Source organism: Pseudoalteromonas umbrosa (assembly GCF_030125375.1).
Classification (GTDB): domain Bacteria; phylum Pseudomonadota; class Gammaproteobacteria; order Enterobacterales; family Alteromonadaceae; genus Pseudoalteromonas; species Pseudoalteromonas umbrosa.
This window is the reverse complement of sequence record NZ_JASJUU010000008.1, coordinates 338,398-357,731: the sequence shown is the minus strand read 5'-3', so window position 1 is coordinate 357,731 and position 19,334 is coordinate 338,398. Positions and strand designations below refer to the sequence as shown.

Genomic DNA, 19,334 nt, shown 5'->3' with positions numbered 1-19,334 from the left:
CATGAAGAAACTATTTAAAGGTTTTGCAGTTGCTGCAGCATTAACAGTTTCTGCTGGTGCCGCGTTGAATGCACACGCAAACACGGAAGCACTAGATCAGATCCTTGAGCAAGTTAAGCAAAACCGTATCTCTGAAGGTAAAATTAACAAAGCTCGTGAGCAAGAGTTCTTATCTGATCGTGCTGATAAGCAAGCTCTTCTGAACAAAGCTAAGCGTGACCTTGCTGCTGAGAAAGCACGTGGTGAGCGTCTTAACAAACAGTTCAAGCAAAACGAAGTTACACTTGCTGAGAAAGAGACTGAGTTGGTAAATGCTCAAGGTACTCTTGGTGAGATGTTCGGTGTTGTTCGTCGTTCAGCTGCAGATGCAATCGGTTCAATCGAAGCGTCAATCGTAAGTGCTGAAAAGCCAGGACGTGCAGAAGTTCTTCGTTCACTAGCTGCTGCTAAAGAGCTACCAACTACACGTGAACTAGAAGACCTTTGGATTGCATTCCAAACTGAAATGACTGAATCTGCAAAGACGTCTACTTTCGAAGCTGAAGTAGCTGAGCTAAGCGGTGACATCAACGTTAAGTCTGTTACTCGTATTGGTAACTTCAACCTAATCACTCAAGATGGTTATGTTGTATACGATGCAGAGAACAAAGCAATTGTACCTCTAGGTAAGCAGCCTGCTTCAAACGTTGTTTCTACAATTGGTGATCTACTGAACACACCTGCAACTGGTTATGTTCCTTTCGTAGTTGATCCAACTCGTGGCGCTATCCTTCGTCTAAACACGCAAAAAGCAAGTGTTGAAGAGCGTTGGCACCAAGGTGACACAGTAGGTTACATCATCACAGCATTACTAGCACTAGGTGCTCTAATCGCTTTGGTACGTTTTGTTGACCTAATGCTTGTTGGTGCAAAAATCAAATCTCAAATCAAGAATGCTAGTAACCCAAGTGACAACAATCCACTTGGTCGTATCTTGAAAGTTTACCATGACAACAAGAATCAAGACGTTGAGAACCTTGAGCTTAAACTTGACGAAGCAATTTTACGTGAAACGCCTCGCATCGAAGCTGGTATCAACATCATCAAGATCCTTGCAGCTATCGCACCATTACTAGGTCTACTAGGTACGGTTGTTGGTATGATCTTGACGTTCGAGTCAATCACACTATTCGGTACTGGTGATCCGAAGATCATGGCAGGTAACATCTCTCTAGCACTTGTTACTACAGCACTTGGTCTAATTGCTGCACTACCATTAATCCTACTTCACGCAATCGTTGCAGGTCGTAGCAAATCAATCCTACACATTCTTGACGAGCAAAGCGCGGGTATCGTTGCTGCGCACGCGGAGAAGGAGAAAGCATAATGCTAGTCCTGGTGGAGACGTGGGAATCTATCAGGGATTTTGTTGCTACAGGCGGCGACGTACTGTTCGTTGTCGCAATGGCACTCTTTCTTATGTGGGTATTAATGATTGAGCGCTATTGGTTCCTATTAGTTGAATTCCCTAGAATGCATAAGGGGATTGTAGCTAAATGGGATGCCCGCCAAGATACTACATCTTGGTACGCACACAGAATCCGTGAAGCATGGGTTTCTGAAGCGTCTGAAAAATTAGATGAGCGTATGTTGATTATCAAGACATTGGTTGCAATGTGTCCATTAATCGGTCTACTAGGTACAGTAACGGGTATGATTTCAGTATTTGAAACCATGGCTACACAAGGTACAGGTAATCCGCGTTTGATGGCGTCAGGCATTTCAATGGCAACGATACCAACAATGGCTGGAATGGTTGCGGCACTATCAGGTGTATTCTTTAGTACTCGTCTTGAAGCGAGAGCAAAAATGGCTAAAGAAAAACTAATCGATAGCTTGCCACATCACTAGAGAGAGATATAAATATGGCACGTAAACAGCGTTTTCGTGAAGAGGAAGAAGCAGCAGTAGATATGACGCCGATGCTAGACATCGTATTCATCATGTTGATCTTCTTCATCGTAACTACCTCTTTTGTTAAAGAGGCAGGCATTGAAGTTAAAAAGCCAAAAGCTGCACAGGCTCAAACTAAGAAAAATGCAAACATCTTTATCGGTATCCGTGAGAACGGTGAGATTTGGATGGACAAGCGTCAAGTAGATGTTGAGCGTGTAAGCGCGAACCTTGAAAATCTTTTAGCTGAGCAACAAACTGAAACTGTCATTATCCAAGCGGATAAAGGCGCTAAACACGGTGTTGTTGTTAAGGTAATGGACCAAATTAAGGCAACTGATGATGCACTGAAGATTTCAATAGCTGGAGCTAAGTAATGATTCGATTTCTGTTTTCACTTCTCGCAGGTGGGGCAGTAACTTTCGGCTTATTTTTCTTCATGTCTTACCTCATCTCCGGTGGAGCTGAAAGGGCAGACAACCAGAAGGAAGAGATAATAGTCGAGATTATGTCGAATCCGCCTGAATCTGATGTGCAGGAGAGGAAGCGTGTACCGCCTCCTCCTCCTCCACCGCCAAAGCAGCCGCCTAAGCCGCAGCCGCCACAGCCAGAGACGTCAAATCCTGCTGCTGGTGCAATTGGTTTTAACATGCCTAGCATCAGTATTGGTGGTACGGCAGGTGGTTTGAGTGGCCCGGGTGATTTCGGTCGTGATGGTGAAGCAACACCTATCGTTCGTATTGAACCTAAATACCCGCCGCAAGCTGCGCGTGATGGTAAAGAAGGCTGGGTACAGCTTGAATTTACAATCAACGAGCTAGGTGGTGTAGAAGATATTAAGATTATCGCAGCTGAACCTAAGCGTATTTTCAACCGTGAAGCGCAACGTGCACTTCGTAAGTGGAAGTACAGACCAAAGATTGTTGATGGCAAGCCTCAGAAGCAATTTGGTATTCAGGTTCAACTTGATTTCAACCTTAACCAGGACTAAGGAGTAAGATATGAAGCAAATGTCAAAAGCAACAGCTCTTGCTCTGATGATGTCGCTTGCTGGCGGTGCACTTAGCACCGTAGCAGTTGCAGCGCCTGATCCAGCAAAGATCGAACAGCGTAAAAATGCAAAGACCAAAGTCATGGGTGAGCGTGTTGGTAAAAAGGTTATCAAAGCATTTGACCTTTACAACGAAGATAAAGTTGACGAAGCTATCACTTTACTTCTTGAAATCGATGCATCTGACGATTTTGATAAAGCCACTGTTAATCGCTACTTAGGTAACCTTTATGCTCAAAAAGAAGAGTATAAAACGGCTATCAAGTACATTCGTCAAGCAGTAGCACCTGACGTACTTAACTTTAAAGATCATGCTGATCTAATTAAGTTACTTGGAGACCTTTTAATAGGTACTGAGCAGTATGAAGGAGCTAAAAAAGCTTACTATGACTGGATGGACTTTACTGGCGAGAAAGACGCAAAAGTGTATGGTCGTATTGCTCAGGCAAACTATGAACTTAAAAAGTTTGCTGACGTAATAGAGCCTGCTGACCAAGCGATTGCCCTGAACAAAGAAGAGCCTAATAAATCTTTCTACATGCTGAAAATTGGTTCATATTTTGAACTTAAACAATATCAGAATGCAGTTAGTGTTGCTGAGACTCTTGTTAAAATCTTCCCTGAAGATAAGCAAGTGTGGACTCAACTTGGTTCTTTCTATATGCAAACAGAACAGTACCGTAAAGGTCAAACTGTAATGGAAGTTGCATATGAAAAAGGCTATTTTGATAAAGAGAATCACTATAAGATTCTTGGTAGTTACTATTCTTTGAATGAGATCCCTTATAAAGCGGCTATTACGTTTGAAAAGGCGATTAAAGACAAAAACATTGAGCGTACAAAGCAAAATGTGACTGCGACGGCAAGTTACTTCCATCAAGCGAAGAATATTGACAAAGCAGCGAAGTACTACGAAGAAGCAGCTAAGTTTGATAACGATGCAGAGATGTATAGAAAGGCAGGTAGCTTGTTGCTGCAAGACCTTCAATATGCAGCCGCTGTTGTTCGTTTGAACAAAGCGCTTGAGCTAGGCTCCAAGAAGAAGGGTACAATCTACTCTGATTTAGCCGAAGCTTATCTTTATCAAGAAAAGTATAAGCAAGCTTATCGTGCGATTACTAAGGCTCAAGAAGATCCTAAGACTCGCAGATTTGCTCGTAGCTGGGCTGCTTTTATAAAAGAGAAAGCACAGCGCAAAGGCATCAGTCTTTAATTTAAAAGCCCCGAAAGGGGCTTTTTTATTGTCTGAATTAAAGTTTGATTCAAAACACATCCTCAATTTATTTTTTAAGTAAACTAGCAAGCTCTGTATTTAGGAGCAAAGTCTCGGTGTACCACCCCTTGCCGTGTTGGAACAAACTTACAGTTATACTGGAATGCAGCACGTTAAATATAAGCGATTAGAAAACCATTTGTTTGGAGAGAAAATGTCAAAAAGTCGTATATTTACAGCCGTTTTAACAACTGTATTTATTTTAGGTGCGTGCAGCGAATCTAAAACGCCTTTTAATTTAGCGGACTTCACTCGTAAGCTTCATGCATTGAATTGGTTTATTTCCGGTTCTCAAGAGAGCGATATTGAAAAGGTAATGCCTTTTGATGAGCATTATTTGTTACTTAGGCATGAGTTGCTTGACTCAGTTGATATTCATGAGTTATCCCAAGCCGATGCTAGCACAATTACGTATTTAAAGATCCAACAGCGATATCCAGAACGCTATCTAAGCTGGCCGGTACAAACAAATGTATTAGCTTCTTCGCCTGCATATTTCTCAATGCAAGAAATAGATTCGTGGTTACTGAGTGTGAAAAGTAGGCTAGAAGATGGTATTGAAAGTAATATCAACCTTTCTAGAATTGAAAAAAGCCAACTTATTGAGTACTTGTCTGTTTCTGAGCATCAAAGTGATGCGTCTTCGGCTCTCAAGGTATTTCTTGAACAATATAAAACGCGTTCAGGTATTGGATTATCTCAACTTCCTAATGGCACTGAGTGGTATCAGAGCAAACTAAACTATTATGCTGGCACAGTCAGTGCTCCTCATGACTTACTGCAAATAATACAACATGACAAAAGTGAGGGTTTTTCAACCCCTGAATTTGAGTGGCGTTTTACAGTATCTAAAAGACCATTTGTATTGGCGTTGCTAGGAAAGCAATGTCAATATGAGGAAGGTTTGAATTGGCGAGATCACTTTATTGATATTCGTAAAACGGTACTCAGTTGCTCGCATCATTTGGGAAAAGACAGATTATATATTGCGGCTATTATTGCTGAAGTTGATTTGGGTGTGCATGCATTTTCATGGTCACAACAGCAAGCAATGCATAGGCTACAATCAAAATTAGCTCTAGATGAGGCGCAAGCCTATGCCTTACTGAAAAATATAGTATTTTACCCAGCTACAATTTTTGTATTGCTAGAGCAGCTTAAATTTCTTTAATTACGACAACAGGACAACATTGAGAGCACCTTTGTGTCGCAGGATCCTTTATCAATAAGGAATCTTCGATTTCTTGTTCACAGTCACAACAAAAACCAAATTGGCCAATATCAATTTGACACAAAGCCGCTTCGAGTTGTACCAATCTTTGATAGTTTGGAAACTGGCTTGGACATATTTTCTCATTAATACTATCAATCCAATCTGATGGTGCTGTATTTTCTAATAATTCGGCTAACGCTAATATGACGGGGTTTGTGTTTGCTTTTAAATCTAGCACAAAGCTTGCTCGTGTATGAGCAAGCTCTTCCCTTAACTTTTCTTGACATTGCTTTAGTAGATTTTCATTCATGGGCAGGTTCTCCTCTGAATGCCCATTATCTATTGGAGAGTAACTTAGACGTTATGATTTGAATCAAGAGACGGAGATTTTGCGTATTTCTGTAATACGTTAACGACTTCAGACTTCGCTTTTAAACGTTTTATTTCTTCGAACAAACTGTGAGCTTGCGGATATTGTAGCTTTAAGTAACCAAGCCACTGTTTCGTTCTAGCGGAAAAATACTTCTCACTAACATTTTCGTCCTGATGCATGGAGGAATGAACGATATGGTATACCACTTCCTGCCATTCGAGCGGCTTGTAATCTAGTTTATTTACGTATGCCTTGATCTTTGCTGCTAAGTCAGGAGTGGCAAGCGCACCTCGGCCTAACATTAAATCTTCACATTGGCTTTGTTGTTGGCACCTGATCGCATCTTCTACTTGCCATATTTCTCCATTGGCTACGACTGGTATTGTGAGCTGGTTAAGTAAAGGAGGGATTTTTTCCCAATAAGCAGGAGGGCGATAGCCGTCACGTTTGGTTCTCGCATGAATAGCTAAACTGGACGCACCAGCACTTTGCACAGCATCAACTATTTCACAGCTGTTTGAATCATCATCAAACCCTAGACGGATTTTTGCACTCACGACGTGTTCTTCGGGTACAGCTTCTCTTACAGCTTTAATGATTTGATAGATTTGCTCTGGTTCTTTGAGTAGTACTGCACCGCCTTTACTTTTATTAACAGTTTTAGCTGGGCAACCAAAATTGAGGTCAATACCATGGGAGCCAAGTTTTACAGCTTTACGTGCGTTGGCTGCGAGTACATGAGGCACTTGGCCTAATAACTGTATTCTGACTGGAGTCCCCGCTCTCGTTAAGCCCCCATTGAGCAATTCAGGACAGTAACGAACAAATACGCGCCTAGGTAAAGTTAAGTCAACAACACGAACAAATTCTGTGACACACAGATCAAAGCCGCCGATATCTGTGAGTAACTCACGCATTTTAAAGTCGACAACGCCCTCCATTGGGGCCAATATAAGTTTCATCAGTACTGCACCAAATTAAAATTCGGGCTATTCTATATGAGATGGAGCGAATTATTAATATAAATCTTATCTGTTCCTCATACTCTAAATACCCACAGTGTGTGACTGTGCACTCAAAAAAGAAAAACTTTGAAATTTGTTTTAAGGTAGTTGGGTCTATTAAATGAACCCGAATTAATGATTGAGAGAAAAAATTATGAATACAGTAAAGAAAAATTCTTTGGCGTTAACTTTAAGTGCTGCAGTTGTGAGTTCTGCAGCTCTGGCTTCAGGAGAAGCCTCTGCAAATCCATTTTCTTATGAGGTGATGACATCGGGTTATCAAGTCGACGCAAGTGAAGGGAAGTGTGGTGAAGGCAAATGCGGTGGCGATGCAAAGAGCAAAGAAGGTAAGTGTGGTGAAGGTAAGTGCGGCGGTGCCAAAAGCAAAGAAGGCAAATGCGGCGAAGGTAAATGTGGTGGCGCAGCAAAAAGTAAAGAAGGCAAATGCGGGGAAGGTAAATGCGGTGGCGCAGCCAAAAGTAAAGAAGGCAAATGCGGGGAAGGTAAATGCGGTGGCAGTACAAAAAGTAAAGAAGGCAAATGTGGTGAAGGCAAATGCGGTGGCAGCCACTAATCAATAGCGTTGTGTGGTGTGTAAATTAGGAAGTTATGAAGTGATAATGAACGAGAGTTTCGGCCATGTTGGGCTTGGTTTGCGCAGAGAAATGTTAGATGACATTCTCAATTGTGCTCCAAATACGGTGGACTTTTACGAGGTTGCACCGGAAAATTGGATGACATTAGGTGGTCGGTTTGCTAAACAGTTTGCGCAATTAACTGAACAACATGACTTCGTCTGCCATGGTTTATCGTTATCACTTGGTTCTTCTGATCCGCTAGACACCAAGTTTATTGCTGATTTAAAGACTTTTTTTAAGCAGCATAATGTGAAGTGCTACAGCGAACATCTCAGTTATTGTTCAGGCAATGGGCATATGTATGATTTAATGCCCATTCCGTTTACTGAAGAAGCTGTCAAGCATACAGCCAAGCGGATTGCTGAGGTTCAAGAGCGTCTTGACAGGCGTATTGCTGTTGAAAATGTTTCCTACTATGCAGCACCAGGGCAAGAAATGTCTGAGCTGGATTTCACGCTTGCAGTTCTACAAGAAGCTGATTGTGATTTGTTATTGGATATTAATAACATCTATGTAAATTCAATTAACCATAGCTACGATGCTATGTCGTTTCTAGCGGCAATGCCGACAGAACGAATTGTGTATGGCCATATTGCTGGTCATTATGAAGAAGCTAAAGATTTGTTGGTAGATACACATGGAGCGGATGTATGCGACCCTGTTTGGGCGTTACTGCAAAAAGCGTATGAGGTACACGGGCTGTTTCCAACGCTATTGGAGCGCGACTTTAATATTCCACCTTTAAATTTACTGCTCACTGAAGTACAACAAATACATCAAGCTCAAGCATTGCATCAGAAGCTGCAAAGAGGGATTGCTTAATGTCATTTCAAGAAGTACAAGCTGCTTTTGTTGCCCATATTAAAGACCCAGAAAATATCAATAAACCCAGTGACATTGAAGATCGTAGAATGAAAATCTACAGGGAGCTGTTTTTCAATAATGTTGAAGGGTTTATTGCATCAGCGTTTCCAGTTTTAAAAAGTCTTTATGATGAGAAACACTGGGAAGAATTAGTGAGGCAGTTTTTTGCTGAGCATGAGTGTAAAAGTCCATACTTTTTGGAGATCAGTCAGGAGTTTTTACAATATTTAGATCAAAGTTACCGTCCTAAAGAGACAGACCCTATTTTTATGTTTGAATTGGCTCATTATGAATGGGTGGAACTGAACGTATCAATATTGCAACGTGATAAAAATGACGTGTTATTTGATTCTGAAATTGACGAAAATCAACTACTATATCTTTCTAGTGTTGCTCAGTGTGTGCAGTACTCGTTTCCTGTTCATCAAATCCAAATCGATTATCAACCAGAAGCACCACTAGATGGGCCATATAGTTTTGTAGTTTATCGCGACCAAGATGAAGATACTCAGTTTATCGCTCTGAACCCAATGACGAGTTTGTTGCTGGCGAGTGTGGAACAGCAACCTGGGATGAGTGTCTTGCAGATATGTGAGCACATAGCTAAACAAATACCTGGGTATACAGCTTCTCAGCTGTCAATAGGTGCATTGCAAACGTTACAGCAGTTTGCTCAACTTGGGATCGTTGTTGATAAAATCAGCAATTCTTCTTTATTCGTGTCATGAGTTCTACTAAGATGTGAGCGCGATTTGTGCTAATGCCTTGAAATTCCTAATATAGGTCCTAGGCTTTTAAATAAAGGTAGCCCTCATGTCTAATTCTGAACGTAAAGATCCATTCAACTTCTCCTATTTTTTAGCCTTTCTTGCATCCTTTTTTGTAGTTGGATGTTTAAATGCTATCCTTGGATGGATTTTTTTAGGCGGCTAAACTTCTAGACACGCTGTGATGAAAAATTAGTGAGATTTAATGGGCTACTTATTCACCGAGTTTGGCCCATTTATTGAACCTTTACTCGTTTTTTCTTCGATTTTTCTCCATTCCAGTTTAAAGTCGATCCTTTCTTGTTATAATCACTTTCTTTCTAAAATAAACCTGAAAAACGAACGATTATGACACAACAAAACTTGTCTTTGATCAAAGATAGCATCGCATCAGTTCCTGATTACCCAAAAGCGGGGATCATGTTCAGAGACGTAACAACATTACTTGCTAATCCAAAAGCATTCCAAGCGACAGTGGACGCATTTGTTGCAGCCTATAAGGACCAAGGTTTTGATAAAATTATTGGTACAGAGTCTCGCGGGTTTATTTTTGGCGCGCCGTTAGCTTTAGCCCTTGGTATTCCATTTATTCCTGTGCGCAAGCCGGGTAAACTGCCTAGGGAAGTGATCAGTCAGTCTTATCAGCTAGAATATGGCGAAGATACATTAGAGCTTCATACTGATGCAGTAGTAGAAGGTGATAAAGTATTGCTGGTTGACGACTTATTGGCAACTGGTGGAACAATTGAAGCGACAGCGCAATTAGTGTCTCGCTTAGGTGGTCAAGCGACAGATGCTGCTTTTGTTATTTCACTGCCAGAGCTAGGTGGTGAAGAGCGAGTTGCTGCATTGGGCATTAATATTCTTAAATTAGTAGAGTTCGACGGCGAGTAGTATCAATGAGCTATCAGGTCTTAGCAAGAAAGTGGCGTCCTCAGTCATTTCATGAAATGATGGGGCAGGAACATGTAAAACAGGCACTGATAAATGCCTTAAATGAGCAAAGGTTACACCATGCTTATTTGTTTACAGGTACCCGAGGTGTGGGTAAAACGACTATTGCTAGGATCTTCGCGAAAAGCTTAAATTGCGAAGAGGGCATATCATCGACACCTTGTGGTCAATGTAGTACATGTGTTGAAATAGAATCAGGCAAATTTATTGACTTGATTGAGATTGATGCGGCATCAAGAACTAAAGTCGAGGACACAAGAGAGATCTTGGATAATGTCCAGTATGCCCCCACTCGTGGACGTTATAAAGTGTACCTCATTGATGAAGTACACATGTTGTCCAAGCACAGCTTTAATGCTTTGCTTAAAACATTGGAAGAGCCGCCGGAGCATGTAAAGTTTTTACTGGCGACAACTGATCCTCAAAAGCTCCCTATTACGATTTTATCGCGCTGCTTACAGTTTAACCTTAACGCAATGGCAAAAGGTCAAATTGTTGAACAGCTAGCTAAAATATTGCCGCAAGAAAACTTTCAGTTTGAAGAAGACGCGCTTATCATTTTGGCGAAAGCTGCTGATGGTAGTATGCGTGATGCGTTGAGTTTGACTGATCAAGCGATTGCGCAAACAAATGGTAATTTGACAGTCACAGCAGTGCAACAGATGCTTGGATTGATGGATAGCAGTCATGCGATGTTATTGATGAGTGCAGTATTGTGCCAAGATGGCAATGCTATGATGGCAGAAGTTGAAAATATCGCACTCAAAAATGGAAACTTTGTCAGTGTAATCGATGATTTAATTGCGTTATTACATGTTATTCAATTGACTCAGTTGGTGCCACAAGCTGCACATATAGGTCAATTTGACCAGCTGCAAGTTAAAACACTTGCTGAACAATTATCCCCTCAAACAGCACAGCTGCTATATCAACTACTCTTAAGTGGTAAAAAAGATTTAAGCTGGGCACCGGATGCCAAGCTAGGTTTTGAAATGGTGATGTTGAGGTTACTTGCTTTTGAAGGCACTGATTTCTCACAAACCAACATGGCGTTAGGTTCAGCCTCTTCAAATCAAGCTGAAACTAAAAAATCTAGGGCCGGTGCACTGCGCGATATACTGAATCATAACCAAAAAAAAACAATCCAAAATACACCTGAACCGAGTATAGCTAATGTTTCAAATACAATAGCACAGGGTGCGCCTCAGCAGTCACATATGCAGGCACCGCAGGCGGCATCTGAACAAGCTACGCTTCAGCAGCCAAATATGCAGGCACCACAGGCGGTATCTGAGCAAACTATGCTTCAGCAGCCGAGTATGCAGGCACCGCAGGCGGCATCTCAGCAAACTATGCTTGAGCAGCCACAAATACAGACACCGCAAGCGGCATTTGAGCAAAATAGCTCTAGGCCACAACAGGCTATGCCTGTGCAACAACCTTCGGCACCACAGAGTGACGCTGGGCACCCTGCTTCAGGTCCTTCGGAGTTTGACCAACAGTATAACGATATAATGGCTCAAGCGACTGCGCAGGGCTTTAATGAATCAAGTACGTCAGACGATCTTTCGGTCCCAGCCCAGACGGCACCGCAAGCCAGTGCGCAGAGTACTCCTTCGGCAAGCCAAGTTTACTCGCAAAAGCAAGGCCAAGCGCAATCTGCGATAGCAAAGATATTACAAAACAGACAAATATCTGGTGCAGGAAAGCTACTGGGAGGCACTGAAGAACCAAAAAAGCCTGAAACTAATCAAGGCAGTATACAGTCTCACACCCCAGCAGTGAGTACGGCTAGCATGCCTGCGCATAATCAAGTGTCGGCTACCACCGCAATGGAGCCTCAGAGTATTGAGCAACCTAATACACATGCTGCTACAGTAGCTCATCGTGCATCATTGCCTCGCACTAAAAAGAAAGAAATTACGGAGCGCTTCAAAAAGGATGAAAGTAAATTAGCACCGGAATTGCTTGAACAATTGTCACCAGCACCTGCCAAGGCCGATGTACAAGAGCATATTATTGAAATCCCCATACCTGAGAACTTTACTAGCCCAATTAGTAGCTTGAAATTTGCACATGAAAAAGATGATTGGGCAAGCTTGATAGAGAAAATGGGTTTGAGTGGTCGTGTAAGGCAGTTTGCTTTGCATGCCATGTTTGAAAAGCAGGGTAATACATGTGTTTTGAAAGCTGAGCAGAGTCAGCAACATTTGGACTCTCCTATGCTAAGGGACAAATTGCAGCAATCATTTACACTAGCTTTAAACGAGCCAGTAGAGTTGCAAATGGAATTTGTTGAGCAGGTGCAATCAACGCCATTTTTAATTCAACAAGATATTGATCAAAAACGGTACTTAGAAGCCGTTGACGCAGTAAACTCAGATCCCATAATTCAGACTATGGTGGCTGAGTTTGACGCGGTGGTAAATGAAAAATCGGTAAAGGCATTGTAATTGACTGCAATAGACTTTATCTTTTAGCCAATTAAATTATTGAAGTAAGAGAGTACACTATGTTTAAAGGTGGAATGGGCAATATCATGAAGCAAGCTCAGCAAATGCAAGAGCGCATGGAAAAAGCCCAAGAAGAAATTAAAAGCTTAGAAGTAACTGGTGAAGCTGGTGCTGGTCTTGTAAAAGTAACTATGCTTGGAAGCCACAATGTTCGTCGTGTAGAAATTGATGAAAGCCTAATGGAAGACGACAAAGACATGATCGAAGATCTTTTAGCAGCTGCAGTAAACGACGCAGTTCGCCGTGTAGGTGAAGAAACTCAAAAACGCATGTCAGACGTGACTGGTGGAATGCAAATGCCGCCAGGGTTTAAAATGCCATTTTAAGGGTTTACCTACTTAAAAACAAAAGCTTAAGTTATCGCTAGGTTGGTTCGGAACATGTCTTTCCCCCAACTTTGCGGTGACTTTATTTTTATAAAGACTTCTTCTTCAAGCCACTATATTATTCCAATTACATCAAGCAGTAAGATAAATTGGAATGCGCATCTCAAATTTCCTTTTTCCAAACAACTTTAAATATGTTCTTTATGCATCTTTGGCAATGACTGTCTTGATGTTAGCAAGCTCCTTTGGAGTTCCTATTGATAGGTTAGGTATTATTCCTTTAAGCAAATATCACATTACGGGCATTGTAACAGCACCTTTTGTACATGACTCTTGGTCGCATTTAGGTGGAAATTTAGTGGGCTTAATTATTTGTGGTTACTTAGCGAGTCGGTTACCCAATTTTAAGACGGCTAGTATGGCTATTATTACGTTAACTGGCATGCTTGTTTGGTTGTTTGCAGGTAGTGGTAATCACATTGGCGCTTCAGGCATTGTAATGGGATACTATGGCTTTCTGATTGGCGTTGCGGTTTTTCAAAGAAATTTGTTGAGTGTAATAAGTTTAATTTTATTAGCTGTGGCAACTTATTATGCAAATATAAATTTGCTAGGTACATTATTTAACTTTTCTGAAAATATAAGTAGTGAAAGTCACTTATTTGGCTTTGCCAGTGGAGGGGTGACAGCTTATTTATTAAGATCTAAGAAGTAAAAAATCATCATCTTAAAACGCCATAGAATAAAGAGTAACCACTCAATGATGATTTTTGAACGGTTGACAGTGACTCTACTTTGATAACTTTCAATCAAGGGCGTGATGCCTTATTATCGCGTTTTAAAGATAAAAGTAACTGGTGTTTAACACCTAACTTGAGGATATATGCAATTATCACCTAAATTATCAGCTTTAGTTGAGGCGCTGAGATGTTTGCCGGGGATCGGTCCAAAATCAGCTCAACGAATTGCGTTTCATTTGTTGGAAAGAGACAGAGATGGTGGTTCTCAATTAGGTAATTGTCTAACACAAGCGATGCAAGATATTGGTCATTGTGAGTCTTGCCGTACTTTCTCTGAAACGCCTATTTGTGATATCTGTAATAATGTAAAGCGTCAAGATACAGGCTTACTTTGTATTGTCGAGTCTCCAACAGATGTCTTAGCTATCGAACAAACAGGCCAGTACACCGGTTTGTATTTTGTTTTAATGGGACACTTGTCACCTCTAGATGGCATTGGCCCACAAGAAATTGGCCTCGATAAATTACAACAGACTTTGCAAAAGGGAAATATAGAAGAGGTTATTCTTGCTACGAACCCAACTGTAGAGGGAGAGGCGACCGCTCATTACATCGCTGAACTGTGTAATAATTCAAATATAAAAGCTTCTCGAATTGCACATGGTATGCCTGTTGGTGGAGAGCTTGATCTGGTTGATGGAATGACATTGATGCATGCTTTTTCAGGTAGGAAGCTGCTGTAAATCATACTACTTTTGTTAATCCTTTGCTTAATGTAGACATACACTTGAACCGTAATATATCAAATACCGCCTTTCAGTTAGGTTTGTTTAAAAGTTGTAAAATTAAAAGTTGCAATTAGGTATAGAGAAATTTATTATCGAGGAACTGATAGTTTTTACATGATTAGATGGCTAAAAGCTTGTTATTAGACGTTATCTATATGGTTTTTATAGATATTGAGCTGTTAAAAACAATCAAACAAGGCACATCTACTTCTCTATCTTGTCTAGATATATAAGGTTTTCATTGTGATAATGCTCATTGCCGCTACATTGCTTTATATTATTGTTATCGCTATTTGTCTTTTAGTGATAATTAAAGGCCATAGATTGAACTTTATTGAAAGAAAAATAAAAAATGCGGTTGTAAAAAATAACACTTCAGTGGACAAAAAAATTTCTGAAAAGGATTACCATCAGGCATATGAGATAATTGATGATCTTGCCGTTGTATTAGAGTGTGATAATGACATGGTTAAATACAATGGCGTCAAGAGTGTATTTAAGCGTGTTGAGGCGTTTAGAGACCAAAAACAGGATAGTGTGCAAAAGCAAGATTCGTTATGTGATATAACGAACAAATTACCCAGTGAAAAGAAAGCTAGCTTATGGGTGGTGAAGTAGCGCTCTAATTATGTACTGTAGCACCAAACTCTGTTGCATAAATGAAGTTCTTCATGAGATTAAATATATATGTAACTGGTTCAGGTAGAAGTCAAGCTTAGTTATGCTGTTGTGGCTTGTTGGCAATGCTTGCATTTGAGTACTTAAAAACAATAATTTGACTTTATGAATGAATTGATAAGTATAGCCGCTTGGATCTCAATTGGATTTGGCTGTTTTGTAGTATTGTTTTTCCTTTATCTTTTTAAAGATCGTTGGATGCAGCTTGTTTTTGCTGGTAACAACAGTTTAAAAAGTAAATCTGACCATGATTTGCATTCGTGCTTTTTAACCGCATTTACTACCGTTGTCAGTTTTATTTTGTTTCAGCAGCTATTGGATTTTTTGCTGGATTTACAAATTGATAAAATGGTCAGAAGGCAGATATTTTACTTTATTGCTGCGTGCGGAAGTGCATCTTTTATTATTGCGTTGACTTTATTGCATGCAATAAGAGAGTGTACTTTCTCAAGGGATGCCAGATACGCCTGTTACCTTTCGTTTTCGGCCATGGTTATAAAAACGCTGCAACTTGTTCTTCATGGCTATTTAGATATTGATTGGTTCTCTTCTTACTATACGCTTTCCATATTAGTACTTAGCACAGCACAAAGCTTATTAATTGCAAAATATCCGTTTAATTTCTTTATGCAGAAAAAATACGCAAAGGAATATTAGTATGCCATTTCTGATTGTCATCCTGTTGATACATTGTCTTGTTATTTGCTTTATTTTGGCTGCGATTATTAATGGCCACAATCTAAATAAGTTTGAAGAAAAAATAAGAAGCCTCTTTATTAAGCCTAATGCTGAAGAGGGAGTGCCTGATGAGCTGTATGATGAAGCGTATGAGATTGTAATGGACTTAGGAAAGGCGTTAGAGATAGACAACGATATGACAAAGCACGATGCAGTGCAGTCTGCATTAAAACGTGTTGAGGGGTTTAGGGGGGAATCTAAGGAATATCATTTGAATCCAGCTGAGCATGTTAAACCAAAAACAAAGTTAAAAGTGATAAAATAAGTGTTATCGGCTTTTTTGCATTGCTTTTAAGTTATATTTCTATCCCGTTTTCTTATTCTGAGTATTCAATTGCTTATTAAGAAATGGTTCTAAGTCCCGCAGTAAAATTTTTCCACAACTTTCAAAATTAACTTCCTTTCCTCTTTTGAACCAACCCAAATGACATATGAATAGTAGGCTTTCTTTAGCTGTTTTAATAAACTCAGCTTCAAAGCTTTTGTTATACGATTGGGTTACATTTTCGGGGGTTGAACCTTGATTAGATGTGGTCGCATTGGGTCGCTGCTCTCCAGTAATTAACCAGTGAGCATGGTTCTCTGTTAATGGGTGTGAGAAAAACTTTTCAATTACCGATAGGGTTGGTTCTCTTTCTCCCTTCTCATACTTACGATATGAGGCTGTAGGTATCTCTAATACTTCAGAAAAGCTGATTTGAGATTCCTCTAAAGACACCCTTAGTTGTTTCAATCTTGTTGCAAAAGATGTTGACATATAACCCAATCCGATCAATTATTTACTCAGTTGACCCAGATAGCCTACATTAAATGTAACAAGTTGTCTAATTGGGTCGGGGTTAATTTTAATCATTTTTTCTGACATATGCTCTCTCTTTTAGCTTGTAAGGAAATCAAGCATTGTTTAGCAATTTGTCAGTGTAGTGATGTAATAATATGGATATGTTATGAGTATAATCTCTAGAAATGAACGCTCTCGCAGAGCCCAGACACAAGATGCAAAGCGCTACATTCAAATGACGATACGTAGAATGCGTCAAGACATGAACTTAACTCAAGCGCAGTTGGGTAAGAGTTTAGTAACACCTGTTGATCAGGCAACCATTTCTAATTGGGAGTCGGGTAAAACAGAGCTGTCAGCATCTCAGCTTTTAGATGTTATGATGCTATTCGGCAAGCCTAACTTCTTAATGCTACTCGACCAGTGTGATGTGCAAAGCAACACATTTGCGGACAAGAGAAGCGCTTAAATTTCCCTGACTCATTATGAATTTGTGTACTGTACTTGCAAAGAGCGAGTGCAGTATCAAAATATGCTTGCTTAACTTGTTGAGCAAACAGAATTATCAAAAAAAAATCTACTTTCCACTCTTGAAATATAACTTCACAGCACAATATATCTTTTCATATTACGATTAACAGGTTAAGCCCTGAGTACTAAATAGATTAGGATATAGTCGATGTCTGATATTAAAAACAAAGAAAACCATCAGTTTGGAACAGATGTAGGTAAACTATTAAACCTTATGATCCACTCTTTATACTCAAATAAAGAGATATTCTTACGTGAGTTAGTGTCTAATGCTTCTGATGCGGCTGATAAGTTACGTTATTTGGCCCTGCAAAATGGCGATTTGTATGAAGGGGATGCAGACCTTAAAGTAAGAGTTAGTGCTGATAAAGATGCTAATACGGTTACTATTTCTGATAATGGTATCGGTATGACTCGTGATGAAGTGATCAATTCTTTAGGAACAATTGCGAAGTCAGGTACTGCTGAGTTTTTCCAAAATTTAACCGGCGATCAAGCTAAAGACTCTCAGTTAATTGGTCAATTTGGTGTTGGTTTTTACTCCGCATTTATTGTAGCTGATGAAGTAACTGTTCGTACTCGCAAAGCTGGAGAGCAGTCTGCGATTGAATGGCAATCTAAAGGTGAGGGTGAGTACAGCCTAGTCGAAATTGAAAAAGCAGAGCGTGGTACTGAAATTGTATTGCATCTCCGTGAAGACGAAAGCGAGTTTTTAGATGAGTTCCGCTTGCGTTCAATCATTACTAAGTATTCAGATCATATTTCTATTCCTGTTGAAATGTTCAAAGCGCCGGTACCTGAGTCAGAAGGTCCTGACGGTGAAAAAATTGAAGCACAACCAGGTGAGTGGGAAGCGATCAATAAAGCGACAGCTCTTTGGACGCGTGACAAGTCAGAAGTTTCTGAAGAAGAATATAAAGAGTTTTATAAGCACGTAGGCCATGATTGGGAAGAACCTTTGACTTGGGCCCACAACAAAGTAGAAGGCAAGACTGAGTATACAAGCTTACTTTACATCCCTAAAAAAGCGCCTTTTGACCTTTGGAATAGAGACCGTCAAACTGGTTTAAAACTTTATGTTCAGCGTGTCTTTATTATGGATGATGCTGAGCAGTTCATGCCAAGTTATTTAAGATTTGTAAAAGGTCTACTTGATTCTAACGACCTGCCACTCAATGTATCTCGAGAAATTCTTCAAGATAATAAGATCACGCAAGCTATCCGCAAAGGCTGTACATCTCGCGTACTTAAAATGCTAGACAGAATGGGTAAGAACAAAGCTGATGAATATCAAACGTTCTGGAACGAGTTTGGTCAAGTTATCAAAGAAGGCCCAGCTGAAGATGCTGCAAATAAAGAAGCTATCGCAAAATTACTTCGCTTTAGTTCAACTCATACGGACGAGAGTACACAAAACGTATCTTTGGCACAGTACATTGAACGCATGCAAGAAGGTCAAGATAAGATCTATTATGTTGTTGCAGATAGTTTTGCAACAGCAAAGAGCTCTCCGCATCTAGAAATTTTCCGTAAGAAAGGCATTGAAGTCCTTCTTATGTCAGACCGAGTTGACGAATGGATGATGGGCCACCTTACTGAATTTGATGGCAAGCAGTTCCAGTCAATTACTCGCGGTGATTTAGATTTAGGTAATTTAGAAGACGAGGAATCTAAAAAAGCGCAAGAGGAGAGTGAAAAAGAGGTTGAAGGTCTTGTTGAACGTATCACTGCGTCACTAGGCGATAAGGTAAAAGAAGTCCGATTCACTCATCGCCTAACTGATTCACCAGCATGTGTGGTGGTTGATGATCATGATATGAGCTCTCAAATGCAAAAATTGATGGAATCAATCGGTCAGTCTGCACCAGAGAGCAAGCCTATCTTTGAACTTAACCCTGAACATCAATTGGTTAAGCATTTGAACGATGAGCAAGATGAAGATAAATTTGCTCAGTGGTCTGAAGTACTGCTTGATCAAGCATTGTTAGCAGAGCGTGGTAGTTTGAAAGACCCAGTAGGGTTTGTAACTCGCTTGAACAAATTAATGCTAGACCTAAGTAAATAGAGATAAAGAGCTGAATTTTAGAAAGCATGCCTTAAATTGAAAGTGTGCTTTTTAATTATAGGGGTTAGTTAGCCCTAACAGCTAAAAATAAAAGAGCCAGCAAAT

General features: G+C 40.2%; 22 protein-coding genes. 19 read left to right on the top strand and 3 right to left on the bottom strand.

All coding sequences use genetic code 11. The features are described 5' to 3' along the window. The first annotated feature begins 1 nt into the window (after position 1). From QNM16_RS22895 to QNM16_RS22870, 6 genes are all read left to right on the top strand, one after another. Positions 2 to 1,366 (top strand): MotA/TolQ/ExbB proton channel family protein, encoded by a 1,365-nt coding sequence (locus QNM16_RS22895; protein ID WP_284022560.1) that lies wholly within the window; start codon positions 2 to 4, stop codon positions 1,364 to 1,366. Continuing rightward, the gene (locus QNM16_RS22890; RefSeq protein WP_023402251.1) at positions 1,366 to 1,890 is read left to right on the top strand and encodes a MotA/TolQ/ExbB proton channel family protein; all 525 of its coding nucleotides are present in this window, start codon (positions 1,366 to 1,368) and stop codon (positions 1,888 to 1,890) included. Before QNM16_RS22895 ends, QNM16_RS22890 begins: the two co-directional genes overlap by 1 nt. A gap of 14 nt (positions 1,891 to 1,904) precedes the next feature. Then, a complete protein-coding gene (locus QNM16_RS22885) occupies positions 1,905 to 2,309 on the top strand; it encodes an ExbD/TolR family protein (RefSeq protein ID WP_284022559.1) in 405 nt (134 codons plus the stop codon). Continuing rightward, positions 2,309 to 2,923, top strand: coding sequence for an energy transducer TonB (locus tag QNM16_RS22880; protein WP_023402249.1), 615 nt, complete (start codon positions 2,309 to 2,311; stop codon positions 2,921 to 2,923). Before QNM16_RS22885 ends, QNM16_RS22880 begins: the two co-directional genes overlap by 1 nt. Positions 2,924 to 2,933: 10 nt before the next feature. Beyond that, on the top strand, positions 2,934 to 4,196 hold the full coding sequence (locus QNM16_RS22875; protein ID WP_284022558.1) for a hypothetical protein: 1,263 nt from the start codon (positions 2,934 to 2,936) through the stop codon (positions 4,194 to 4,196). A gap of 214 nt (positions 4,197 to 4,410) precedes the next feature. Beyond that, positions 4,411 to 5,427: a hypothetical protein gene (locus QNM16_RS22870; RefSeq protein WP_284022557.1), complete on the top strand. Its 1,017-nt coding sequence runs from the start codon at positions 4,411 to 4,413 to the stop codon at positions 5,425 to 5,427. Here QNM16_RS22870 and QNM16_RS22865 read toward each other — a convergent pair. Next, positions 5,414 to 5,779, bottom strand: coding sequence for a conjugal transfer protein TraR (locus QNM16_RS22865; protein ID WP_284022556.1), 366 nt, complete (start codon positions 5,777 to 5,779; stop codon positions 5,414 to 5,416). The two genes, QNM16_RS22870 and QNM16_RS22865, sit on opposite strands and share 14 nt — an antisense overlap. A gap of 44 nt (positions 5,780 to 5,823) precedes the next feature. After that, the gene (locus tag QNM16_RS22860; RefSeq protein WP_284022555.1) at positions 5,824 to 6,804 is read right to left on the bottom strand and encodes a tRNA-dihydrouridine synthase; all 981 of its coding nucleotides are present in this window, start codon (positions 6,802 to 6,804) and stop codon (positions 5,824 to 5,826) included. Positions 6,805 to 7,000: 196 nt separating this feature from the next. On the opposite strand from QNM16_RS22860, the gene QNM16_RS22855 reads away from it, so the two are divergent. The 11 genes from QNM16_RS22855 to QNM16_RS22805 all read left to right on the top strand — a co-directional run bounded on the left by QNM16_RS22855 (position 7,001) and on the right by QNM16_RS22805 (position 16,117). Then, positions 7,001 to 7,420 (top strand): HvfA family oxazolone/thioamide-modified RiPP metallophore, encoded by a 420-nt coding sequence (locus tag QNM16_RS22855; RefSeq protein ID WP_063362034.1) that lies wholly within the window; start codon positions 7,001 to 7,003, stop codon positions 7,418 to 7,420. Between the two features lie 46 nt (positions 7,421 to 7,466). After that, on the top strand, positions 7,467 to 8,306 hold the full coding sequence (locus tag QNM16_RS22850; protein WP_284022554.1) for an HvfB family MNIO-type RiPP peptide maturase: 840 nt from the start codon (positions 7,467 to 7,469) through the stop codon (positions 8,304 to 8,306). Further along, the gene (locus QNM16_RS22845) at positions 8,306 to 9,076 is read left to right on the top strand and encodes an HvfC family RiPP maturation protein (RefSeq protein WP_284022553.1); all 771 of its coding nucleotides are present in this window, start codon (positions 8,306 to 8,308) and stop codon (positions 9,074 to 9,076) included. The genes QNM16_RS22850 and QNM16_RS22845 overlap by 1 nt, the downstream gene beginning before the upstream one ends. Before the next feature lie 387 nt (positions 9,077 to 9,463). Continuing rightward, positions 9,464 to 10,009 carry an adenine phosphoribosyltransferase gene (apt, locus tag QNM16_RS22840; RefSeq protein ID WP_284022552.1) on the top strand — a complete coding sequence of 182 codons (546 nt, stop codon included), beginning with the start codon at positions 9,464 to 9,466 and terminating at the stop codon, positions 10,007 to 10,009. A 5-nt stretch (positions 10,010 to 10,014) separates the two neighbouring features. Further along, positions 10,015 to 12,522: a DNA polymerase III subunit gamma/tau gene (dnaX, locus tag QNM16_RS22835; protein WP_284022551.1), complete on the top strand. Its 2,508-nt coding sequence runs from the start codon at positions 10,015 to 10,017 to the stop codon at positions 12,520 to 12,522. Positions 12,523 to 12,581: 59 nt separating this feature from the next. Next, on the top strand, positions 12,582 to 12,908 hold the full coding sequence (locus tag QNM16_RS22830) for a YbaB/EbfC family nucleoid-associated protein (RefSeq protein ID WP_039607771.1): 327 nt from the start codon (positions 12,582 to 12,584) through the stop codon (positions 12,906 to 12,908). 154 nt (positions 12,909 to 13,062) lie between these two features. After that, positions 13,063 to 13,623 (top strand): rhomboid family intramembrane serine protease, encoded by a 561-nt coding sequence (locus QNM16_RS22825; protein ID WP_284022550.1) that lies wholly within the window; start codon positions 13,063 to 13,065, stop codon positions 13,621 to 13,623. Between the two features lie 168 nt (positions 13,624 to 13,791). Next, entirely contained in the window at positions 13,792 to 14,391 is a 600-nt protein-coding gene (gene recR / locus QNM16_RS22820; RefSeq protein ID WP_284022549.1) for a recombination mediator RecR, read from the top strand. Positions 14,392 to 14,679: 288 nt separating this feature from the next. Continuing rightward, positions 14,680 to 15,054: a hypothetical protein gene (locus tag QNM16_RS22815; protein ID WP_284022548.1), complete on the top strand. Its 375-nt coding sequence runs from the start codon at positions 14,680 to 14,682 to the stop codon at positions 15,052 to 15,054. 165 nt (positions 15,055 to 15,219) lie between these two features. After that, complete coding sequence (locus QNM16_RS22810; RefSeq protein WP_284022547.1) at positions 15,220 to 15,771, top strand: hypothetical protein; 552 nt, start codon at positions 15,220 to 15,222, stop codon at positions 15,769 to 15,771. A gap of 1 nt (position 15,772) precedes the next feature. Beyond that, positions 15,773 to 16,117 (top strand): hypothetical protein, encoded by a 345-nt coding sequence (locus tag QNM16_RS22805; RefSeq protein WP_284022546.1) that lies wholly within the window; start codon positions 15,773 to 15,775, stop codon positions 16,115 to 16,117. Between the two features lie 39 nt (positions 16,118 to 16,156). On the opposite strand, the gene QNM16_RS22800 is transcribed toward QNM16_RS22805, so the two are convergent. After that, positions 16,157 to 16,609, bottom strand: a complete 453-nt coding sequence (locus QNM16_RS22800; RefSeq protein WP_284022545.1) for a helix-turn-helix domain-containing protein — start codon at positions 16,607 to 16,609, stop codon at positions 16,157 to 16,159. A 190-nt stretch (positions 16,610 to 16,799) separates the two neighbouring features. Here QNM16_RS22800 and QNM16_RS22795 point away from each other — a divergent pair, with 190 nt between their 5' ends. Continuing rightward, positions 16,800 to 17,102, top strand: coding sequence for a helix-turn-helix transcriptional regulator (locus QNM16_RS22795; RefSeq protein WP_284022544.1), 303 nt, complete (start codon positions 16,800 to 16,802; stop codon positions 17,100 to 17,102). A gap of 210 nt (positions 17,103 to 17,312) precedes the next feature. Beyond that, positions 17,313 to 19,229 carry a molecular chaperone HtpG gene (gene htpG, locus QNM16_RS22790; RefSeq protein WP_284022543.1) on the top strand — a complete coding sequence of 639 codons (1,917 nt, stop codon included), beginning with the start codon at positions 17,313 to 17,315 and terminating at the stop codon, positions 19,227 to 19,229. Positions 19,230 to 19,334 lie beyond the last annotated feature (105 nt).

What these genes read in the sequence shown, in the direction of transcription:
- QNM16_RS22895 (WP_284022560.1), top strand. Translation starts at nt 2, where the DNA reads ATGAAGAAACTATTTAAAGGTTTTGCAGTTGCTGCAGCATTAACAGTT.
- QNM16_RS22890 (WP_023402251.1), top strand. Translation starts at nt 1,366, where the DNA reads ATGCTAGTCCTGGTGGAGACGTGGGAATCTATCAGGGATTTTGTTGCT.
- QNM16_RS22885 (WP_284022559.1), top strand. Translation starts at nt 1,905, where the DNA reads ATGGCACGTAAACAGCGTTTTCGTGAAGAGGAAGAAGCAGCAGTAGAT.
- QNM16_RS22880 (WP_023402249.1), top strand. Translation starts at nt 2,309, where the DNA reads ATGATTCGATTTCTGTTTTCACTTCTCGCAGGTGGGGCAGTAACTTTC.
- QNM16_RS22875 (WP_284022558.1), top strand. Translation starts at nt 2,934, where the DNA reads ATGAAGCAAATGTCAAAAGCAACAGCTCTTGCTCTGATGATGTCGCTT.
- QNM16_RS22870 (WP_284022557.1), top strand. Translation starts at nt 4,411, where the DNA reads ATGTCAAAAAGTCGTATATTTACAGCCGTTTTAACAACTGTATTTATT.
- QNM16_RS22865 (WP_284022556.1), bottom strand. Translation starts at nt 5,779, where the DNA reads ATGAATGAAAATCTACTAAAGCAATGTCAAGAAAAGTTAAGGGAAGAG.
- QNM16_RS22860 (WP_284022555.1), bottom strand. Translation starts at nt 6,804, where the DNA reads ATGAAACTTATATTGGCCCCAATGGAGGGCGTTGTCGACTTTAAAATG.
- QNM16_RS22855 (WP_063362034.1), top strand. Translation starts at nt 7,001, where the DNA reads ATGAATACAGTAAAGAAAAATTCTTTGGCGTTAACTTTAAGTGCTGCA.
- QNM16_RS22850 (WP_284022554.1), top strand. Translation starts at nt 7,467, where the DNA reads ATGAACGAGAGTTTCGGCCATGTTGGGCTTGGTTTGCGCAGAGAAATG.
- QNM16_RS22845 (WP_284022553.1), top strand. Translation starts at nt 8,306, where the DNA reads ATGTCATTTCAAGAAGTACAAGCTGCTTTTGTTGCCCATATTAAAGAC.
- apt (WP_284022552.1), top strand. Translation starts at nt 9,464, where the DNA reads ATGACACAACAAAACTTGTCTTTGATCAAAGATAGCATCGCATCAGTT.
- dnaX (WP_284022551.1), top strand. Translation starts at nt 10,015, where the DNA reads ATGAGCTATCAGGTCTTAGCAAGAAAGTGGCGTCCTCAGTCATTTCAT.
- QNM16_RS22830 (WP_039607771.1), top strand. Translation starts at nt 12,582, where the DNA reads ATGTTTAAAGGTGGAATGGGCAATATCATGAAGCAAGCTCAGCAAATG.
- QNM16_RS22825 (WP_284022550.1), top strand. Translation starts at nt 13,063, where the DNA reads ATGCGCATCTCAAATTTCCTTTTTCCAAACAACTTTAAATATGTTCTT.
- recR (WP_284022549.1), top strand. Translation starts at nt 13,792, where the DNA reads ATGCAATTATCACCTAAATTATCAGCTTTAGTTGAGGCGCTGAGATGT.
- QNM16_RS22810 (WP_284022547.1), top strand. Translation starts at nt 15,220, where the DNA reads ATGAATGAATTGATAAGTATAGCCGCTTGGATCTCAATTGGATTTGGC.
- QNM16_RS22805 (WP_284022546.1), top strand. Translation starts at nt 15,773, where the DNA reads ATGCCATTTCTGATTGTCATCCTGTTGATACATTGTCTTGTTATTTGC.
- QNM16_RS22800 (WP_284022545.1), bottom strand. Translation starts at nt 16,609, where the DNA reads ATGTCAACATCTTTTGCAACAAGATTGAAACAACTAAGGGTGTCTTTA.
- QNM16_RS22795 (WP_284022544.1), top strand. Translation starts at nt 16,800, where the DNA reads ATGAGTATAATCTCTAGAAATGAACGCTCTCGCAGAGCCCAGACACAA.
- htpG (WP_284022543.1), top strand. Translation starts at nt 17,313, where the DNA reads ATGTCTGATATTAAAAACAAAGAAAACCATCAGTTTGGAACAGATGTA.